This is a genomic window from Rhizobium sp. O111 (assembly GCF_055616315.1).
In genome coordinates this window covers 932,275-952,499 of the sequence record NZ_JBSHXL010000003.1, presented here as the reverse complement: position 1 = coordinate 952,499, position 20,225 = coordinate 932,275, and the positions used below count along the sequence as shown (strand labels likewise).

Annotated in this window: 18 protein-coding genes; 11 read left to right on the top strand and 7 right to left on the bottom strand. The window is 56.8% G+C overall.

What is annotated here, in order from left to right:
* Positions 1–24: 24 nt before the first annotated feature.
* Positions 25–1,035, top strand: coding sequence for a LacI family DNA-binding transcriptional regulator (locus tag ACVTFQ_RS30450; RefSeq protein ID WP_470424493.1), 1,011 nt, complete (start codon positions 25–27; stop codon positions 1,033–1,035).
* A gap of 328 nt (positions 1,036–1,363) precedes the next feature.
* On the opposite strand, the gene ACVTFQ_RS30445 is transcribed toward ACVTFQ_RS30450, so the two are convergent.
* Positions 1,364–1,819 (bottom strand): MgtC/SapB family protein, encoded by a 456-nt coding sequence (locus tag ACVTFQ_RS30445; protein WP_413394293.1) that lies wholly within the window; start codon positions 1,817–1,819, stop codon positions 1,364–1,366.
* Between the two features lie 1,113 nt (positions 1,820–2,932).
* Complete coding sequence (locus tag ACVTFQ_RS30440; protein WP_111563816.1) at positions 2,933–3,211, bottom strand: HU family DNA-binding protein; 279 nt, start codon at positions 3,209–3,211, stop codon at positions 2,933–2,935.
* Positions 3,212–3,831: 620 nt separating this feature from the next.
* Between ACVTFQ_RS30440 and ACVTFQ_RS30435 the strand changes: the two genes are divergently transcribed.
* The 5 genes from ACVTFQ_RS30435 to ACVTFQ_RS30415 all read left to right on the top strand — a co-directional run bounded on the left by ACVTFQ_RS30435 (position 3,832) and on the right by ACVTFQ_RS30415 (position 7,367).
* On the top strand, positions 3,832–4,032 hold the full coding sequence (locus tag ACVTFQ_RS30435; RefSeq protein WP_113178408.1) for a hypothetical protein: 201 nt from the start codon (positions 3,832–3,834) through the stop codon (positions 4,030–4,032).
* Positions 4,033–4,072: 40 nt separating this feature from the next.
* The gene (locus ACVTFQ_RS30430) at positions 4,073–5,221 is read left to right on the top strand and encodes a GGDEF domain-containing protein (RefSeq protein WP_470424492.1); all 1,149 of its coding nucleotides are present in this window, start codon (positions 4,073–4,075) and stop codon (positions 5,219–5,221) included.
* 404 nt (positions 5,222–5,625) lie between these two features.
* Complete coding sequence (locus ACVTFQ_RS30425) at positions 5,626–5,916, top strand: HdeA/HdeB family chaperone (protein WP_111563819.1); 291 nt, start codon at positions 5,626–5,628, stop codon at positions 5,914–5,916.
* 212 nt (positions 5,917–6,128) lie between these two features.
* Complete coding sequence (locus ACVTFQ_RS30420; protein ID WP_470424491.1) at positions 6,129–6,962, top strand: universal stress protein; 834 nt, start codon at positions 6,129–6,131, stop codon at positions 6,960–6,962.
* Between the two features lie 105 nt (positions 6,963–7,067).
* Positions 7,068–7,367, top strand: coding sequence for a hypothetical protein (locus ACVTFQ_RS30415; RefSeq protein ID WP_470424490.1), 300 nt, complete (start codon positions 7,068–7,070; stop codon positions 7,365–7,367).
* Positions 7,368–7,967: 600 nt separating this feature from the next.
* Here the strand turns inward: ACVTFQ_RS30415 and ACVTFQ_RS30410 are convergent.
* Together ACVTFQ_RS30410 and ACVTFQ_RS30405 are read right to left on the bottom strand one after the other, a co-directional pair.
* Positions 7,968–8,114, bottom strand: coding sequence for an EF-hand domain-containing protein (locus tag ACVTFQ_RS30410; RefSeq protein ID WP_470424489.1), 147 nt, complete (start codon positions 8,112–8,114; stop codon positions 7,968–7,970).
* Positions 8,115–8,122: 8 nt separating this feature from the next.
* On the bottom strand, positions 8,123–8,389 hold the full coding sequence (locus tag ACVTFQ_RS30405; protein ID WP_470424488.1) for a hypothetical protein: 267 nt from the start codon (positions 8,387–8,389) through the stop codon (positions 8,123–8,125).
* 631 nt (positions 8,390–9,020) lie between these two features.
* Between ACVTFQ_RS30405 and ACVTFQ_RS30400 the strand changes: the two genes are divergently transcribed.
* A complete protein-coding gene (locus ACVTFQ_RS30400; RefSeq protein ID WP_112437095.1) occupies positions 9,021–10,148 on the top strand; it encodes a PAS domain-containing protein in 1,128 nt (375 codons plus the stop codon).
* Positions 10,145–10,579, top strand: a complete 435-nt coding sequence (locus ACVTFQ_RS30395) for a response regulator (RefSeq protein WP_470424487.1) — start codon at positions 10,145–10,147, stop codon at positions 10,577–10,579. The genes ACVTFQ_RS30400 and ACVTFQ_RS30395 overlap by 4 nt, the downstream gene beginning before the upstream one ends.
* A gap of 679 nt (positions 10,580–11,258) precedes the next feature.
* On the opposite strand, the gene ACVTFQ_RS30390 is transcribed toward ACVTFQ_RS30395, so the two are convergent.
* The 3 genes from ACVTFQ_RS30390 to ACVTFQ_RS30380 form a co-directional block, all read right to left on the bottom strand.
* Complete coding sequence (locus ACVTFQ_RS30390; RefSeq protein ID WP_470424486.1) at positions 11,259–11,966, bottom strand: Crp/Fnr family transcriptional regulator; 708 nt, start codon at positions 11,964–11,966, stop codon at positions 11,259–11,261.
* Between the two features lie 819 nt (positions 11,967–12,785).
* Positions 12,786–14,678, bottom strand: coding sequence for a molecular chaperone HtpG (gene htpG, locus ACVTFQ_RS30385; RefSeq protein WP_470424485.1), 1,893 nt, complete (start codon positions 14,676–14,678; stop codon positions 12,786–12,788).
* Between the two features lie 475 nt (positions 14,679–15,153).
* Positions 15,154–17,292: a histidine kinase dimerization/phosphoacceptor domain -containing protein gene (locus ACVTFQ_RS30380; RefSeq protein ID WP_470424484.1), complete on the bottom strand. Its 2,139-nt coding sequence runs from the start codon at positions 17,290–17,292 to the stop codon at positions 15,154–15,156.
* A 325-nt stretch (positions 17,293–17,617) separates the two neighbouring features.
* Between ACVTFQ_RS30380 and tnpA the strand changes: the two genes are divergently transcribed.
* Genes tnpA through tnpC form a run of 3 tightly spaced genes read left to right on the top strand, consistent with a single transcriptional unit; the run spans position 17,618 to position 20,042 of the window.
* Positions 17,618–18,070 (top strand): IS66-like element accessory protein TnpA, encoded by a 453-nt coding sequence (gene tnpA, locus ACVTFQ_RS30375; protein ID WP_470423748.1) that lies wholly within the window; start codon positions 17,618–17,620, stop codon positions 18,068–18,070.
* The gene (gene tnpB / locus ACVTFQ_RS30370) at positions 18,051–18,404 is read left to right on the top strand and encodes an IS66 family insertion sequence element accessory protein TnpB (protein ID WP_470423747.1); all 354 of its coding nucleotides are present in this window, start codon (positions 18,051–18,053) and stop codon (positions 18,402–18,404) included. Before tnpA ends, tnpB begins: the two co-directional genes overlap by 20 nt.
* Positions 18,405–18,455: 51 nt before the next feature.
* Positions 18,456–20,042 (top strand): IS66 family transposase, encoded by a 1,587-nt coding sequence (gene tnpC / locus ACVTFQ_RS30365; RefSeq protein ID WP_470423746.1) that lies wholly within the window; start codon positions 18,456–18,458, stop codon positions 20,040–20,042.
* Positions 20,043–20,225 lie beyond the last annotated feature (183 nt).

The window sequence follows — 20,225 nt, the reverse complement described above, 5'->3', positions numbered from 1 at the left end:
GCGCGTGCAGCATTGGAGGGGAGTATGGCGCCGAAGGACTTCATCAGCGCGCTGGAAGTAGCGCGACGCGCGGGCGTCTCAAGGTCCGCCGTGTCTCGGACGTTCACGCCAGGCGCGAGCGTCTCCGCGCAGACAAGAAAGAAGGTCACCGACGCGGCCGAGGCACTGGGGTATCACGTCAATGAGCTTGCTCGCGGACTGATGCGCAACCAGAGCGGAATTGTCTGCCTAATCGTGTCGGACGTTGCCACGCCATATCGATCGGCACTCCTGCGCGAGCTCACAGGCAAGCTCCAAAACGCGGGAAAGGTCGCGATGCTGATTAACACCGACCGTTCGGATGGCAGTGTGGATCGTGCTCTATCACAGGCGATCCGCTATCGCGCCGATGCGTCGATCATATTGTCGGGACTACCTGACGCGTCGATCGTCAGACTGTGCCTGAAGAATGGGCAGAGACTTGTTCTGATCAATCGCGATGATGACGAGCCAGGGCCGCTAAAGATAAATCTCGACGATTTTGAAGCTGGGGAGCGGATCGTCACCGCGTTTGCAAGGGCGGGCTGCAAGTCGCTTGCCTTTGCAAACTCCGATGCCGGGACACCAAGCCTGATGGGGCGTGAGCGCGGCTTCGTCGCGGCGGCCACGAGGCTCGGCCTCGAGGTTTCGGTCGAACGCCATGGCTGGACCGGTTACGAAGCGGGTCGTGTTCTGGCGCAACGATTTCTCACCCGGCCCCGCCGGCCGGATGCCGTCTTCTGCGCGACCGATCTTCTTGCTTGCGGCTTCATGGATGCCGCGCGTCATCAGTTTGGCATCTCTATTCCAGATCAGATTTGTATCGCGGGTTTCGACGACATCGAGCAGGCGTCGTGGCTGTCTTACGACCTAACGACATTCGCGCAACCAGTTGCCGAGATCGCCGCGAGGGCTGTTGCGTGGCTGTCGATCGGCGAGAATGGCAATGATAGCGGTCAGCATTCGGTCCGACTGACTGCTGAACTGGTTTGGAGGTCGTCGATCCGAGCGGGATGAGCTGGGCCGGCTTCCCGCGCCACTCGCCGCTAATGCTGCGCGGATCAAGCCGTATTCCACCATAGGACGTTCTCGCAGCCTCACCTCGGCTCTGACCAGTCTTGGAAAATCCCCGATGGCGAATTTTTGATCGCGGACGATGCGTGGATCGCGGCAGAAGCTTGAACGCCGCCGTGGTAGCCCATATCGACCTGCACGATACCGGGATCTTCGATCGTTCGCGGAACCCAGGTGATGCCGCCATCTGGTATGGCGAGCCAGGTAGCACCAGACAAAACGACCGGCTCGGACTACCTTGCGTGTCCGCGACGTTAGGACGAGCGACAAATCAAGGCGTGACGTCGGGCGGGCGTTTACTTGCTTCAGTTTCCGAGATTGCTTCGTTTACTTCCGTCTTGAAGTTCGTCATGAACCGGAGCGTGAAGAAGGTCATCGCGGAAAGTACGATCGCGATGTCGTAAGCGCCAAGACCCACGGCAGCGCCGATGGCTCCGGTCGCCCAAAGACTCGCGGCGGTTGCTGTTCCGCGAATACTTGCCCTGCCAACAAGAATTGCACCGCCGCCAATGAAGCCGACGCCGTTGATCAAACCCTCGACGATCCGCGCGGTGGCCTCGGGGTTGCCGTTTGTAACAGTTTCGGCGGCCTGGATGAAGCCGCAGGCGGCGATCGCGACAAGCGGAAATGTTCGAAGGCCAGCGCTTCGTTCGTTTCTTTCCCTGTCCCAAGCGATTGGGAGGGCCAGTAGATAAGCGACCAGGAGCACAAGCAGATGAGCGACCAGATCGAATCGTGAAAGGAAGGGGTCGAGCAGTGAGGCCAAAAAGCAATCTCCGATAATCAACGTAGACATGGCGGACATGTTCTTGGCGGCAAGGGCGGCAACTGGTTTCGCGTCGCGAAGACGTGAAAAATTCACAGCGCCTTTAAAAACCACAACGGCATGAACAAAGGGGCACGCTCCAGAATGCGGCGACCTGGATTCCATCGGCCACCTCTTGGCGGCCCTGTATCCGCCGGCCGGGGCACCATTTGGATCAAGGCGCGTTGCCAGGTTCGAGTTTTCACGTCGGCCTTGCCCCTACACCAGCGCGACTAGACCGAGTCGCAGAAGCGGGATAGCGACCTGATCTGATTGGGCGCTTACAATTCACAAGCGACCGGTACTTCGGCATGCTGACCCTCGGCAAGCAAGCGACGTACCGCAAACGAGTTTCACAACCTCGTCGATGACCTGAAGCGCGCAACGCCCCCACCCCGGACGACAAAATCTCTCTCTCAAGCCGAAGGGTCAGGGTTTCGGAATAGTGGAATGGTGTTTTCGATCCACGGTGAAGGTTCGAGCGACGAGCGAAATGGTTTTCGAGATCGCGCAACGCAAGGCGTCGGACGTGGATGCCGGGGCTCGAGATGGGTAAAAAGCCAGTCGAACCGTGATCAATCCTCGACTGTCCGACCCGTTGCCTTGCAATGCGCGGAGTGAGGGTGCCGTGTTGAGACGCAGTCCATATTGATGGAACCTCGGGCGGATAAAGCCGTTCTACATCTGAATTACGAAGTAACAAGCCGCAGCGCCGGATGATTTGCAAACCTTAGTAAAGCATGCACCCGGCCTGTCTGAACAAGGCGTACACTGCAATGACGAACAATTCCGACGACTTTGTCAGTTCGACATCCGACGTCGCTCGCGCGTACGGAGTGTCAGCGGCGCAAGCGGAGCGTCTTGTTAGCCGCTTCAGCCGTTCCTGGAGCGAGTTGGACATGCTTCTGACCGCCAATGGAAGGACAAGAAAGCACCGAGTCAGCGAGGTAGAGACGCCTTCCGCCAAAGCGCCCTACGGGATCGATTAGATCCTTTCCACCCGCCGTCTGGATCGTTTGCGGCTACGGTCCGTGCCTACTTGTTGAGAGCGTCCTTGAGGGCCTTGGCCGGTTGAAAGGCTAACTTCCGGGCGGCCGCGACCTTGATGGTCGCACCGGTTGAGGGATTGCGGGCTTCACGCTCAGGCGTATCCTTGACCTTGAACTTTCCAAATCCGGGAATTGATGTTTCGGCATTCGACGATGCCGCCTCGGTGATAGCGGCAAAGACAGATTCGACGATTGACTTGCCCTGAACCTTGGTCAATCCATGCGCTGCGGCAATCTTGTCGGCGATTTCATTGGTCGTGGTCATTTGTTGGTCCCTTTCTAAGAAAAGGAACCCTTCCACTTTGATCGAACCTTGTCATTCCATCGAAGTGTGAAAGCGCCCGGAATCCCTGCTTTTCCACAAGATCAGGACTGCGTTCCTGAAGTATCGCAAATGCGGCGAGGCGCAACGCCCGCGCCGGCCCAGTTCCCGTGGTATTTGCGTCAGGGGTCGCGAGGTAGGCCTGCTTCGAACCGAGAGGGGCCAAGCCCAACGCAGTGGATGGGCAGGCGATCGAGCTCTCTAGTGAACCGAGACTGTCGAGACTGTCGAGCCTGTCGCCCCTTTCCTTCGCCTCCTCGCCATTGTTCACAGTCGCGACAAGCGCGGCAGCAATGATTTTCAGGTGGCCAGCATCTCTGCCCACTGGCTGCGTACGCCCTCTCGTGCCACCATATAGGAGTTTGGCTGATCCGCGATCGCGCGGTGAGCAATAATCTCGTTCCGCCGCCTCCGCTAGCTGGCGACCGGGTTCTGATTGACACCGGACAACGCCCGGCCAGACCTTAACGGCGCGAGCAAGGTCAAAGAGCCCACACACACTCAGTTTTTTTCCCCTGCGGTCATGGACGTGCCATCCTTCCCTGGACCGAGAAAATGCCGCTTTGCTGGTCGCGAATGGACGGATCATCACGCAAACTGCAGCACATCCCGGTGACGACGTCGAAGAACTCCCGCGCCGAAGCCTTGAAATTTTTGTGACGTCGAGGCGCGTAACAGACAAGGAACAGCGCAATGACCATTCGACGGCGAACGTGATCGAGATCCGCCTCTCTCCAAATGAAGGATTTACCTTTTGCGGCTAAATTCTCAGTCAACCAATACGATATTTAGAATGATGGCCTTATGAACGGCGCGGCTTCCCTCCTGGTGGTGAACTTCATTATCGCTGCGTCGTTCGGTGCCGTGTTTTTTGTCGTGGCGGCGCAAAGCCGCTCGCGTCGACCAGCGCATTGGATTGGCGCCGGTTTCACGGTCGCTTCGCTGTCGGCGATCTGTGAACTGCTCGTCGCCTATGGCCTCATGCCGAAACTCTGGGCGCTTGGCGCCTTCTCGACGGTCTTGATCGGTATGGTCTTGCTTGGCATTGGGATCGGCGAACTTCATGGAAGGCGGCTACCTTCTTGGATCATTTGCGCGTTCGTGGTCGCGAGCGTCTTACTCGCTTATATCATCTTCGATCTTCCCCGCAGCACCCCATTACAAGCCTTCCTGTATCAAACCCCGTTCGCGATCGTGCTGCTGACGAGCGCGGTGTCGGTTGCACCATTTGGCAAACGCCCCCTTATCGACAGATTTCTTGGTGCTCTATTGTTGATCACAGGCCTGCACTTTTACGCCAAGGCATGGCTGGCGGTTATCGCGGGAGCAGGCACTTCGGCACGTGACTACATCCACACAGACTACGCACTTATCTCACAGAGCGCGACGGCGGTGCTCATCGTGGCGGTTGGTCTGACACTTCTTGCCACCCTTATCCTTGAAATCATGTCGGACCAGCGGGATGAATCAGACACCGACACGCTTTCGGGCCTTTCCAATAGAAGGAAGTTTGAACGGACGGTTCAATCCATTCTGGCGCATTCGCCTGATGGCAAGCATGCGATCATCCTGTGCGATCTTGATCACTTCAAGACCATAAACGACACCTTTGGTCATCATGTCGGTGACCTTGTTATCCGGGAATTTGGCAGAAAGCTGCTTCACCATTTACCGCTGCATGCAGCGGCCGGGCGCATTGGAGGCGAGGAATTCGCGGTCTTCGTTCCAAATACCGAAACCGATATCGCCGTGGGGCTCGCCCAGATACTGAGATCCGCCGCAATGACGCTGCCAGGCATGCCGGGTGCGTTGAAGGTCACCGCGAGTTTCGGCGTCTCTTCATTCACCTCTCCCGGCGACCTCGCAGAAGCCCACAGGAAAGCCGACACGGCACTTTACCAGGCAAAGAACGCCGGCAGGAACAAGGTAAAAATCGCGCGTGGTAGAGCGTGAAGCGGGACCACAGCCTTTCCTGGGCGCGGTAAGCCTTAGTGGGAAACATTGGCCTTGGTGTAAGGGTGACGCCACACCGTGCATGACTGGCAGCGAAATAGCCACAAGGCCCCTCGCACGCTGCCTGTTTCGACGGGGCTGGGGTGCAATGGTCGCGCCTAGCATCCCAACCGATTTCGTGAGAGTTCCACGTCGGCGCGGCCCGCGCGAGGTCCGACCTCCGGCAAAGTCAATAATGGTCCAACGCCATCATATCGCGGCAGTCCGGTTTCTAATCCACGGAGAATACATGATGCTACGCACGTTTCACGGCCGATAAGAGTAAGCTTCCGCATGCTCTTCGGTACCAAACCGCCGAAGCGAGGCAGCGTCTCCGTTAAGTGCAACTCAAAGGAGTTACTAAAATGAAACTAAATCTTTCGTCGGCAGTCATTCTTGTGAGTTCCGTCCTGATTGGTAATGCATTGGCGGCGGAAGCGGACATGTCCAAGCTCACCTGCAAGGAAGTCGGCTCCATGTCCGCGGCTAGGAAGATTGGGGCGGTCATGTGGATCAGCGGATACCTTCACGGGAAGCAGAACAATCCGGTGATAGATGGTGAAAAGGCGCACGCCAACGCGGTAAAGACTGTATCTTACTGCAAGACGAATGCCACCGCCTCAGTTGCTGACGCGATAAACTCGCTCGGTAAGTAAGACAGGTGGAACAAGGGCCGTTCCCCTACCAAAACACTGCATCGCCGCACGCCGCCCGCATCGCCAGACGGGCGCGCTGCACGGAAGTCATCATCTGACCAACGCCACTGCTCTTTTCATCCACTAAAACAGAAATGAATTAATCAGCATCAAAGACATCACCGTCAAACCAGCTACCTCTATTACCTATTGAGACAAAGGAGAACAGGGCAATGAACTTCAAGACGGTAATCTCCGTACTTGGCGTCGACGGCTGGGACAGGGATCTCAAGAACGCCACCGAGTTTTGCGATGCACAAGGGGCGCACCTGACCGCGTTGGTGATATGCATGGGGACTGTTCCAGCAATCGCCACCTATGAGGCGATATCCACCTCGTGGCTGGAAGGGCAACAAAGAGAGATAGATCGGCTGACCGAGGAAGCTCGGGCAATTCAGACGGCACTCGAGCGAAGCGGCGTCTCCTTTGACGTCCAAGAAATCTACACGGAGTTCGCGTGGGCCGACGAGGATATCGCCGAGCGCGCGCTCTACGCCGATATCGTTCTCGTCGGTGCACAGGCCGCCCTCAACGAGAGCCTAAGAAGTCGTATCATCGATGGCGCGTTGTTCCACTCTCCGACTCCCATCATAATCAACCCGCGAATGCAGACCGTGACGGTTAGTCCGAAATCAATTGTGTTAGCATGGGACTCGAGCGAGGAAGCGGCAAGGGCAACGCGCCAATCCCTTGAGTTCCTAAAGGAGTGCGACGCGGTTCATGTCACCTTGGTCGACCCTGTCGCGCGAAGCTGGGAAAATGGTGAAGAGCCCGGATCCGATGTAGCCACGTTTCTCAGCCGCCATGGCGTTAAGGTGGAAGTTGACTGCATTGCGAGCGGTGGACGTCGCGTTGACACGACATTGCGGCAACATGCGATAGATGTAGCGGCGGATATGGTTGTGATGGGGGCCTACAGCCACCCAAGACTTCAGCAGCGCCTCTTTGGCGGCATTACTCGTTCGATGTTACAAGACAGCAACGTTCCGCTCTTTCTTTCACGTTAGTTGACTCCCTATCCCGAGCGAGGCGCCATCATCGCGGAGCACGACTGTGATCCCCAATTTCATCTCCCATTGAATGTTCCCCCGGAGGTGAGTTCCGAAACAGTGATGGAGAGCGCGGTTCGGCTCGGACGACACCATGGCGCCTGCCTGGTCGCCAGCGTGCCAGCACGGCGATCATTTGGCCGCGGGACGCGCTTCAAGCACCGGGACAAGGCCGACATTCAGGTGGAACCGTTCGAACGCGAGGTGCTGGCGCGGCTGGTTAAACACTTGCGACGGTACGCGTCGAGCTTAAGCCTTGACCTGCGTCTTGTCTTCAAGGAAGCGGAGACCATGTCAGCAACGACGAAACTAGCGGAACTTGCGCGAGTTTACGATGTTACAATTCTCGAGAACATGGAGTAACAAGACCGGTCATGGAGCGACTCGTCCTCAACAGCGGGCGCCCTCTCCCACTGCTTCCAAATTGGTCGCTTGATGGTCGAGTTGATAACGTGGCGATAGCGCGCGACGGGGGTGCGACCGCCGCCCGAGCGTGGCGGCCGCTTCTCCTCCCATCCGGTCGGCATGCAAGGCAACCATCGTTAGAGTGCAGGACACAGCGGCGGCTGGCCACGAGCTATCCGTGTGCATGGTCGATTAGGCAAGGCGCGCGGGCCTCGATGTCGCGCTTGCGTCCGTGACATCTGACGGTGACCCTCGACTACACAAGAGACCGCGATCAAGCCGCGTTGCTACATTCTCATCGCGGGTGCCTTTCGGCACTCGCGATTGCGAGAGGCGTTTGTCGGTGGAGTAACGCGGGACGTGCTCGTCACGCTGCGACTGCCTACCTACTCTCTCACTGACACCACTTGCAGTCGGCCCCGAGAACGGCGTCGCATTGGCCATGAGTTCAACACCCCGACGCATTATCGGCGAGTAGTCCCGGCATCACCGGGGCTGCCCAATACAAAACGGTCACTTCATGGCCATGGCTTCACGGACGCGTTGCGTCGCTCGAATCTATTGCCCCCAGAACGATTGTATTTCCGTGAGAGTGACCTTGTTGTCCCTGTCGGCATCGACGATGTCGAACACCCTTTTATGCACCGCCGTCACTTCCTCGAATGAAAGAGCGCCGTCACCATTAGCATCGACGATCGCGAACATCAGCTTCATCATGTGGCGGCTGAGTGGACCGACATCATTCCGCCCGTCATCGTGGGGCGCGTCGCGCCGCACCCCATCATGCCGCCAGGCATCATATCGTCGTCCGGCATGGCCGCAAGATCTTGCCCGCCCGCCCCAATGTTGTTGTCGGAGGCGGGCGCGGATTGTTTGGGGCTCACCTGAGATATCAATGTCTGTGCCTGGACTTCTGAAAGACCGCTGACGGCGGCCACTACCGCGAGTGCAGCAACGCCAGAAATCCTAAGCTTGTTCATCTCCGTAGCCTCCTTCGAAATATCTTGCTCGGAGCACATGGCGCCGGGAAGTGGCCTGATCGCACACTAACGGAACCAGAATCTCATCTCCGCGCCATGGTGGCATTGAGCTGCATCAAACTAGGTCCAGACCGCTGCTCCTCATCGTTCGGCTTGTCACCAGTGGGAGCGCAAGCAATTTCATGGCATAATCGCGCCTCGGTTCAATCTCCTTCACAACGAGGTTTACCTCGCGTCATTTCGAGGTGAAGTTCATGAGGCTAAGTCATTCAGAATCGCATGTAGTTTCGCCTATCGGGTGGCTTCGCGATGTTGTCGGGACGAGGGCTGCCTCGCGTCCGCTCTTGACGGACCATGATCGACGTCGACGTTGTAGATCAATGGCGAGAGGTCATAGCGATGGAGGCACCGGAATGTAGCGAGCGGGGGCGACATGGAGGAATGACATGGGACCGGAAGCGGCGGCCCATGTTTGAGCGTCATCCGGTACCATCGAGGTACTCGCTGGCCCAATATATGAATCCTGCCCTTTAAAACTCGAGCGTTCTTCCCATCTCGTCTTGAGAGTTGGGGCATTTGGAGCTATCCGAATTTTCGATCATTCGTCGTTTAACCGCAAGACCAAGAGATTATGCCAGACAACGAACAGAGACGATCTGACGCGCAGGATGCAGGCGAACGGTTGGTGGCGCGACACGTGCGCGAGGATCCTTTCGCCGCGGCGTTCAAAGCCACACGAATGCCGATGATTGTCACGGACCCAAATCAGAATGACAATCCGATCATCTTCTGCAACACGGCCTTTGAAAAGCTAACCGGTTATTCCAGCCGCGAAGTTGTGGGGCGCAATTGTCGGTTTTTGCAAGGAGAAGAAACTAACAGCGAAACCGTGGGTCGTATACGCGATGCAATCGCCGCAGGTTCGGACATCGCGGTTGATATCTTGAACTACAAGAAGGATGGGACCTCGTTTTGGAACGCGCTTTTTCTGTCTCCAGTGCGTGATGACAAGGACAAGATCATCTATTTCTTCGCCTCTCAGCTAGACTTCACGAACGTCAAGAGCCGTGAGGCCGACCTAGCGGCTGCTCGCCACAGGGCGGAAGAAGAGGTCGCCAAACATACAGAGAAGCTGGAAGCCGCGCTGGCAGCAAAGACGCTGCTGGTGCATGAAGTGGACCATCGAGTTAAGAATAATCTTCTTACCATGGCCTCGATCGTGAAGTTGCAGGCTCGAAAGACTAAAAACGAGGTTCACAAACAGGTGCTAATGTCGGTGCTAAACCGGATTGAGGCCTTAAGCACGGTGCAGCGTAAGCTTTTCACGCTTGAGGATGTCTCTCGGTTCGACATCGCCGATGTCGCAAAAGAGATGGTAACGGATCTTGTTGGCGCCATCGGTCGGGAAGACATCCGACTAACGCTTGACCTTCACCCTGTTTACGTACCCGCCGTGAAAGCCACCCCCCTTTCCCTCATTGTGAACGAGTTGGTTGGGGACGCGATAAAACGAGGCCTGAGCGACGGCGGTGGCGACATCCATCTGGTGATTAAAAGACTGAACGGTCATTTCTTGATACGGGTGGAAGATACCTCCGTTCCGGTCGACGTTGATGACGAGGCCACTGAAATTGGTCGTATTTTGCTCGAGAACTCAGCAAAGCAAGTTGGCGCCAAGATCGAAAAGAGGATCGAAGGGCACCGAACGACAGTTGATGTCACATTACTGGTGGAAGCAGCGCGGGAGAATGATTTTTGAAAGTACTCATCGTTGAAGACGAAATGCTCCTGGCGATGGAGCTAGAGAGTGAAGTTGAACTGGCGGGCCATCACGTAACGGCAACCGCGATGTCAAGAAGCCAGGCACGGGAAGCTATGTCGAGGGAACGACCCGAATTCGCATTCGTCGACATTCAGCTTCAAGATGGCCCAACCGGGATAGATGTCGGGCGCGATTTGGCCGCCGAGGGCATCCCATTTGTTTTTGTGAGCGGTAACATCAAAAAGATTCCCGATGACTTCGTGGGAGCTCTAGGGGCCATCGAGAAGCCTTACACGGTCGCCGGAATGAAGAGCGCTATCGCTTACATTTCAGGGGTGATCGAGGGGCGGTCCGATCTTCCACTTCCCGCTAGTCTTGTGCTCGCCGAAGACGTCGAAATCATTCGCGGGGGGTATCGCGTATCATAGGACGTCATTGTCAATGCGCCGGCGGTTTGGGCTAGGCGGATGGACGCGCATGTGGAGCGCCATGCCTCCCAAATAGCGTTTGGCTGCTGCACTATCACGGTCGCAAACGGCCAGTTCCCCCAGTAGCGGATCTTCCGCTGACTGGGGGATATTAACGGTGCTGGCCTTTTTAATCCGCTTGGATGGCAATCTTCGCTCTAAAGCATTTCGCGGAGGCAACCGTCGTCCGCCTCGCGCGGCAGATCAAGCGCGTTGCGACGGCAGCGGACATAGCAGCGTTGGGACATTTGCTCTGTCGCACCTCGAGTAACTCGAAAGGTTCTGACGAGCGATCTGCAACTATTCTGGTGCATGCGCTAATATCGATCGGGGGCAGTTACAGCGCGCTAATCATGACATGCCAATACACTGCCATCATGCAGGCATCACCCGAGGCCTGGCACGAACCGATCGAACTCTGTGGCCAAGACCGCGTTCTCGGCGCTGGTTTTTTCTAACACACCGATTATTTTCGTAACAAAGCATGCTAGCTTATCACGACTTATCACGTCGTTTGCATCCTCGGGTCGGGGAGCAAAGCACTTGATCGAGCACATGGTGTGAAGCCCAGATGCTCGCCCATCGCCGCCTGCACCGCCGATGTTTTACATTTCAAACCTCGATCTAGCGGTGCGCGGATCTACCGATCACCAATCAGCCTCTCGAATTCATGCTCGGGAACGCCGTAACAACCACGGCTGAATCGCTCCAGTCCCTTACGGTTGACTACGGCGACGATGCCCCGGCTTGAACGGATCAGTCGCTCGCCCTCCAAGACATGAAGTGCGTTCGTCACGCTTGGACGACGCGTTGATAAGAGCATTGCAATATACTCATGAGTAATCTCCAGGGTGTCGTGACCGATCCTATCTTGACACATGAGAATCCATCTCGCGAGGCGCTGGTCGATTGTGAAACGTGCGTTGGCGAGAGCCGTAAACGCTACTTGCACAGCGAACACATGCATATACTTGACGAACGGGACATGCAGGCTTGCGCTCTTTAACATGAGTTCCGCTATCATACGAATTGGCATTCGATAACCGGCTCCTCCCACCTTCATTTCAATATCGTAAGGCACAAGGTTGTCACCAATTATGGTGGATGTGGGTACGAAGCCTTCCACGCCGAACATACCCGCCTCGGAAGTTTCTCCGTTTGGTGTTAAGCTCATCACTGCACCGATACCCGATTCAGGAAAATATAAATAATCAAGTGGTTGACCAGGCGAAGCAACCTTGAATCTATTGGGCATCGGCACGAGATCAAGGTGCGGAGCCACGAGGCTGAAGTCGTCGTCACTGAGCGCCTTGAGAATACGATTGCGCACGCCTGTTTTCTCTATCAACCTTGTCGCTCCTCAATCTTGTTTGGAGCGCTCACGCTGAGCTACTGACCAAAACACCATGAAATGTAGAGAGGCCCAAAGGCTGGTCAAGCAGAGTAACGGGAGGGAGCTCATAGCGCGAAACGTAATATGTTTTTCGAGCCACCCCGACCGCATTAATCTTGAGACTGGCAACTTGTGCATACAGATGTCGACTACAAGTCGGCGAAAGAACTGTTCGTCACGGCCAGCTTTTCGGGCTGCGCGCAAGGAAGCAGGCGATCTTTCACCAAAGCGGCAGTGACGGTCAATATGCCGCGACGAGCGACCAACAAATTTCGGTGATCTGTTGATGTGGGTTATTCAATATCAGAAAGTGTCCGGGAGTTTTACGATCTGGTGGTCGTCATGCTGTGAGACAAGCGTCATGGAGATGATTACATAGAGGTATTTCGTCTGAGGCGTTCGAAAAGCCTTGCTGCCTTCTTGATGTGGCAAGGCACCACTCATGACATGTCGTGGACGCCGTCCGCACACGAAGCTTGACCTTTCACGTGGTATCGCGAAAATGAGCCACCTCGAAGTGAAGCAAGAGCTGGGGACGCCACGACAATGGAGGGCTGCACGGTACTCCAGCACCATGCCCGCTTGAGACAGAACCATCAGGGGCGGCAGTGTCGTTCGAGGGAAGTAGGTGTCTTCCTGGAGCTACTGACCCCCTGCCGCCGTAATCGGTGCAACCCGACTGAAACTTTTAGGGTAATGCCGATCGTAGGGAGAGCGCGGGATCTAACCGAGCGACTTTCGGCGAGGCGGCGTCAGGCTACCTCGCCGATTTCCTCACTTGTCGCGTTTCATCGCGAGCGCGAACATCCTGGCTTGCCGCTCAGCGAAAGCGCGCGGGTTGGCAGGCTTGTCTCCGTCTAGAATGCGCGCTTCGTCAAGCAAAAGCCACGCGGCATCCTCGCGAAAGGCTTGATCTCGCATTGACGCGACATCCAAGATAAGCTCGCTCCGCGCGTTTATCTCCAATATTGGTTTCGACGCCGTTTGCAGCCTGCCGGCGCCTTGTAGGAGTTTTTCGAGTTGGCGATCCGGACCATTCTCCGGCGCGACAAGGCATACCGCGCTCTCGGTCAACCTACCTGAAACACGCACGTCTGCAACCTCCTCACCAAGAAGGCCTCGCGCGAAATCGATAAAGGCGGTCACCTCGGGAGACGATTGTTGGTCGCCCTCCCCGCTGTTTTCGCCGCTGGCGACGGCGTTGAGATCGGCAAGACCCTGAGTTACGGATTTAAAGGGCTTGCCTTCGAATTCCGCGACATTGGTCGGCCAAAAATTATCCACGCCGTCGGTTAGCAGTAAAACTTCTATACCCTTCGCCTGGAAACCCTCAAGGTGCGGCGAAGACCGCAACTGCTCCAAATTAGAGCCGCTGATGTAATAGATGGCGGACTGTCCTTCCCTCATCGCGCTCACATAATCGGCCAAGCCGCGCGTCGCCTCGTTCGACACGGTGCTTTGGAAGCGCGCCAGCTTGAGCAACTGCGAGCGCCGTTCGAAATCCTCATAGATGCCTTCCTTGATCGTCGCGCCAAAAAGATCCCAAAACTTGGAAAACCTATCGGCATCGCTCTCGGCCATCTTTTCCAGCGCGGAGAGGATTCGGCTCGTCACGCCCTTTTTTATGGCGGCAAGGACCGGGCTTTCCTGGATCATCTCGCGGGAGATGTTAAGTGGTAGATCCGGGGTATCGACGATACCACGAACGAACCGCAGGTAGCGCGGTACCAAATCGGCCTCATCGGTTATGAAGACGCGCTTCACATAGAGCTTTATCCGACCCTGTCGGTCTAGGTCGAAGAGGTCAAATGGCTGAGAGCCTGGGACAAAAACGAGCGTCGTATACTCGTACCGGCCTTCAGCGCGGAAATGCACGTTACTCAGTGGCTCGTCATACTGACCCGAAACGCCACGATAAAAATCGAGATAGTCCTGTTCGGATATGTCGCTTTTCTGCTTGGTCCAGAGCGCGGCGCCATCTGACAACTGTAATGGCTCGGCGCCATCCTTCTCGATTAGGCGGATAGGGACGGGGACATGTCCAGATTGATCACGGATAATCTTCTCGACCGTCCATTTGCTTGAATATTTCTTGGCTTCCTCCATGAGATGTAGCACGACACGCGTGCCGCGGGCTGGGGCTTGTCCAGGTTCGACCGTGACTATGTTATAGCGCCCCTTTCCATCTGATGACCATTTCGAGGCTTCGAACTCTCCGGCGCGGCGCGAGATCACATCGACCTGGTACGCGACCATGAACGATGAGTAGAAGCCAACTCCAAACTGGCCGATCAATTCCGCCTTTTCTCCAGCCTTGGCCGCTTCTAGTCGATCCATGAAAGATTTGGTTCCGGAACGCGCGATCGTGCCAAGCGCGTCGACCATCTCTTCACGGCTCATGCCGATGCCGTTGTCTTCGACAATAAGCGTCCGCGCTTCTTCATCGAGTTTCACGAGGATCCCCGGCTCGAGGCCATCGGACGAGAGCCGTGGATTGGAAATCGACTCGTAGCGCAGCTTTTCGCACGCATCCGCGGCGTTGGAAATCAGTTCCCGGAGGAATACATCCTTGTCCGAGTAAACCGAATGCACCATCATGTGCAGCAGTCGGCTAACATCGGCTTCAAAAGCGTGTTGCTCGGGCTGCGCTTCTTCAACTGTCGTCATCCATAACTCCATTCTAAACAGACCGCGGTGAGATGTCTTCTCCTGGAAGAGATTTCAAGCGCTCTCGACCTGGGGAGGAGCGTCAAGAGGTTAATCTTTCTGTTCGGGTCATGTGTGTCGCGCCAGTGGACCGTGGCGCGAAGGCCGCGAAAACTCGCTTTTCAACCGCCACCCGGTTGCATCCAGATCTAGATCCGAATTGAGATCCAAGTCCAACTCCAGCGCTGGGAAGGTCGCCAAGGCTGATCAAACCCAACTTGGGCCAGTCAATGACACGAAGGAGGCCGCGCCACCGTCCGAGCCATGGACGAGGCCATTGCCGTTGCGAAAAGTCGGACAATGGCGATGGCTTGACTTGGCTGGGTGGAAAAGGCCTCGACCGCGCGGACTATCAAGCCGGTACACGAGCCTTCCGAGCTAGATCGGTCCGGCGCGCGCATGAGCAAAAACACCGTGGAACCCACCACCAGACGTTTCAGGGCGTGTCTATTGGCGCGGTCACAACGGTGCGCAAACCTGGTTTATTGTCCTGTTCATCGATGGTTCCCTTAAGCTGATCCACGACGGCAGCGAGCATTCGCTTCCCAAATCCCGACCCGCCGCCCGACTTTTTCCCCGCGCCGTTGTCCATAACGATAAGTCGGAACATCCCGCGGTGTTGCTCGAGAATGACGGAAAGCCGGCCAGGTCGCCCTTCATAGGCGTGCTTCTGCGCGTTGATGACCAGTTCGGTCAGGACCAGACCGACATTCACGGCTCGATCGGTGGAGATCTGCACAGGCGCAAGTTCCAGGTCGAACTGGCGCGCCCAATCGTCGTCCATTGTCGTCTTCATTTCACTCACGAGATCTTCCAGATAGCGCGATAGGTCGATGACCTCGACGCTGTCGTCGCGGTAAAGGCGTCGGTGAACCAGAGCAACCGCGCTGAGCCGTCTGTCAGCTTCTTCAAGCTGGAGCCTGACGGCGTCATCCCCGGAGGTCTTGCCCTGCAATCGCAGAAACGCGGCCACCAGCTGGAGACTGTTTTGAACGCGGTGATTGACCTCCTTCAACAGGAAATCCTTCTGTCGCAGAAGGCTCTCGTTTTCGGCGATGGTCGTGGTCAGTTCGCGATTAAGCTCACGCACCCTCAAGTCGTTCCTGCGCTCGAGCATCAACCGGACGACCCGGCCCGCTGCCTCGACTTCGCCGTGCGACCACGGCCGCGCCTTATGGCGCACCTCCTCCGACCAAGCCTCGAATGACGCGCGCGGTGTGAGTGTGACACCCGGCTCCACGGGGACACCCTTATGGGGGTTGCCCGCCCATTCCAGCACTTCGAGATGTTCCGCGCGAAACCAGATCAGAATTGTCGGGATCTCGGTGGACATTGTCACCGCGAGAAGTCCGCTTGCGCGATCAGCGTAGGCTTCCGCTTCCGGCATCTTGGTCTTGAGGCTGGGCGTCGCGAAAGGCTGCAACGCGGCCGGCCTCCTGATAAAATCCGCTATGGCGCGTATATCGATATTGTCAGGGCATTTGCCGTAGGTAAATAGATCTTGCCCCTGAACGGCCGCGAACCCATCGGCACTTAGAAGGTTGGCGAGCTCGCGTCCGGACCGCGCGAAAAACTCGCTCAGCGAACCGTCAGTGCCGAGCTTGGACAAGACAGTCTCTTCCTGCGATCGAAAGCGCAACCGTTCCCGGTAGAGTTCGGCCTCCTCCTTGGAACGGATCTGCCGAGCGAGAGACCCGGCGATGGCAAGACAGGCGATCCGGACGTTGAGCGTGATTTCCTTGGGCTCGTGGTGGTGGCAGGCCACCAATCCCCAAAGGACGCCGTCCTTGACAATGGAAATCGACGCGGAGGCGGCGACACCCATGTTCTTCAGATATTGGATATGAACAGGCGACACACTACGAAGCGTGGAATCGCTAAGATCAAGTTCCCTCAAGTCCTCTCGGACGGAGCGAATCGGCGCGGGAATGTAAGAGACATCCGGAATGACGCGGACCTTGTTGCGAACATAGAGGGCCCTCGCCTGTTTGGGAATATCAGTTGCCGGGAAATGGTGGTTAAGGAAGCTTGAAGACCCGTCGTCAAGGCTTTCGCCAACAACCACGCCCGCATCGCCATCAATGAATTGGTAGATCATTACGCGACCATAACCTGTCAGGTCGCGAAACGTGGCCGCCGCCTGCCGGCACAGGCTTTCCACGGTCGGCGCGCGTTCAAATTGGCTTACCGCGGCATCCAGTCCGAAGAGGAAGGGTGCGCTGAGCGTTGGCTCCGGTTCGGCGGCGTCCATCTCAACAACCAAGCGTCCCGCTGATCGGTACGCGATGGCATTGAGGTAGCCACTGGCGCCCTCGACCCGTCCAAGGATGAGCGTGGCGTCTTCCTCGACGCGCGCGGCCTTCGCGACACAGTCGCCGCCGACAAGGTCAATCAATGCGCGTCCAGCCCAGTTTTCCGTTAAACGCCCCTCGATATCTCCAGCCGCGCCGATCACCTTGAGCTCGTTGTTGACAATGAGCATAATGCCATGTGGCTGGATCGAGCCAGGGATGTGGATTGGTTCTAGATCGCAGGACGTTATATCGGCATCGCTCGGCAGAGCATCGTTCAGCAAGATTGTGTTTCCGAATTTCTACCGCGCACGGAAGGCGTGAACCGACAAGGACACCGGAACTTTGCGATCACGTCTTAGCATTCGCTCGGCGCGACGTCCCTTTTTTTATCCCGGATTTTGAAATACGGGACCAAGTACACATTGCTCATCAAGCCACCTTATCCCACGCTGGGGTCCGAGAATGACCCTTGGGACGCAGCCTCGGAACCCAAGGCGCAAACCGTGGCTCCATTCGAAGATCTAGAATGTCGGAGTTCCGCCGTTTGGATGGTATATTCGTAAGCGCGAATTTCTGCACACCTTCTGAAGAGGGGTGCTCTGATGCATGAAGTGTCCACTAAAAACAGGTGGACACCTAATCATGGACGATACTCCTAAACTGCAGGTGCGGCTTGTTGGTCGCGACGGCCGCCGTCGATATGACCCGGCTTCTCGGAATCAACTAATCGCAGCGTGCTTAGAGCCTGGCGTTTCGGTCTCACGACTGGCGCGGGAACACGACGTGAATGCCAATCTTGTTCACAAGTGGATAAAGAAGGCCAAAGCGGAGCGGCCGTTGCCTTTGGTTCCCGCGTTTGTCCCGGTTCAGATTGCACCGGAATTGAACTCAGATGGCGGCGGTTTACCGAGCAAGAGTGTGCGATTGGGCAGGCCGTGTCCTGCGTCGAAGGTGAGTGCACTCTTGCCCAATGGGATCAGCCTTACCGTTGAGTGCGACGATGAGAGTGGCCTGATCGCAATCATAGGAGCGTTGAGCCATGTTCAGACTGGGCGCTGATCTGAAGGTCTACCTCCATCGGGAACCCATCGACTTCCGCGCGGGCATCAACAGCCTAGCGGTCCTTGTGCAAGAGGTGATGGAGCTAGACCCGTTTGCTCCATCAGTGTTTGCCTTCTGCAATCGCAGGCGTAACCGGGTGAAGCTCTTGTTCTTTGATCGGTCCGGGTTTGTTATGGTCCTGAAGAAACTAACGGAAGACCGGTTCAGGTGGCCCCGCCGGGAAACCGCGGTGGTGACGCTGACGACAGAGCAACTCCACTGGATCCTCGATGGCATCGATATCGATGCGATGATCCGCCATCCCGTGCGGCAGTATCAGATTGCTGGCTGAGGATGGCGAATTGAGATTGACGCGCAGGGGCGGTTCAGATTCAAGAATCTGATGACGCGCACCGGCGAACCGAGCATTGCAGAACTGATGGCGCAATTAGCAGCCAACGCTGCCGAAATCGCTGCGCTCAAAGCCGAGAAGGAAGCGCTCTCGCAGCGGGTCGTCAAGCTGGAAGAAGAACTGGCACTGGCAAAGCTCCATCGCTTTGCGCCCCGCAGTGAGAAGCACATTGATCGTCTCTTCAACGAGGCCGAAGAGGCTGCGGTCGAAGGTGGTCGCGAGGAAGACGATGTTGTCGAGCTTCCGGATACTGGCTTGCCTGCGGCCGAGGGCGTTACGGGCAAAAAGCGGGGACGCAGGCCTCTGCCGGCAGACCTGCCGCGCGAGCGTGTTGAATACGACCTTGCTGACGATCAGAAGGCTTGCCCGTGCTGCAAAAGCCCAATGCATCGCATGGGCGAAGCCGTTAGCGAGCAGCTCCATATCGAGGTCAAGGCAAAGGTCCTGCAAAATGTGCGGTTCAAGTACGCTTGCCGCCACTGCGATCGTACCGGGATCAACACGCCTGTGGTAATCGCACCGATGCCACCGCAACCCTTGCCGGGCAGCATCGCTACTGCTTCGACGCTGGCCTTCGCGCTCGTGCATAAATACGTCGACGGCACGCCGCTCTACCGCGTGGCGCAAACATTCGAGCGTGCTGGCGTTCCGATCAGCCGTGGCGCTCTTGCGCATTGGGTCATCGGCTCGAGCGAGAAGCATCTATACCGCATCTATGATGCTTTGAAGCTGCGACTACGATCGCAGTCTCTCATCCATGGCGATGAGACGACGGTTCAGGTGTTGAAGGAAAAAGACAAGGAAGCGACCAGCACGTCGTACATGTGGGCCTATCGCAGCAGCGAGGACAGTGACGAACCAATCGTGCTTCTCGACTACCAGCCCGGCCGCGGTCAAATCCACCCACAGACCTTTCTCGGTGACTACGACGGCATATTGGTGACCGACGGCTACACAGCCTGGCGCACATTGCATGGCGCAACCCATGTCGGATGCATGGCGCATTCACGGCGGCGCTTTGTCGAGGCCCTCAAAACCAGGAAGAATGGAGGCGGACCGCCGGAGCAGGCGCTCCGGTTCTTCGAGCAGCTCTATCGGATCGAAAAGCAGGCAAGAGACAAGACCCCAGATCCAGGGGAGACAAAGGCCGATTGCATTCGCCGTTTCCGCCAGCAACACAGCCTGCCTGTCCTGAACGCCCTAAAGGCGTGGCTCGACAATATCGCGCCAAAGATCGTGCCGGATACCAAGCTCGGCGATGCGGTGTCCTACACCCTGAACCAATGGGATTACCTGACGCGTTACACCAGCGACGGCAGGATGCCGATCGATAACAACATTCTGGAACGCGAGATTAGAGTTTTTGCCACCGGAAGAAAATCGTGGCTGTTCAGCGATACCGTCGATGGAGCCAAAGCCAGCGCCGTGATCTACAGTCTCATGCTGACCTGCCGCGCCTGCGGCGTCGATCCGCTCGCCTGGCTGCGCCATGTGCTCACCGAGTTGCCTCAGCGCAAGGAAACTGCTGGCATTGGCGACCTGCTGCCGTTCAACTTCTCCAGAAACTCAGCCGCCTAACTAGCCGCATGTCGCTCTCAATGTAAACGACCTGGCCCTAATACAGCCGTCAACGCGCATGGAAAATCGCGCTTACGTATATTCCCTGTGATCCAGAACAGAGCCGAGCCTCAGCCGATTTGCGTACCGCGGACCTGCAGTGTGGATTCCGATGATTTACCGGACGGCATTCCGATCAAAAAC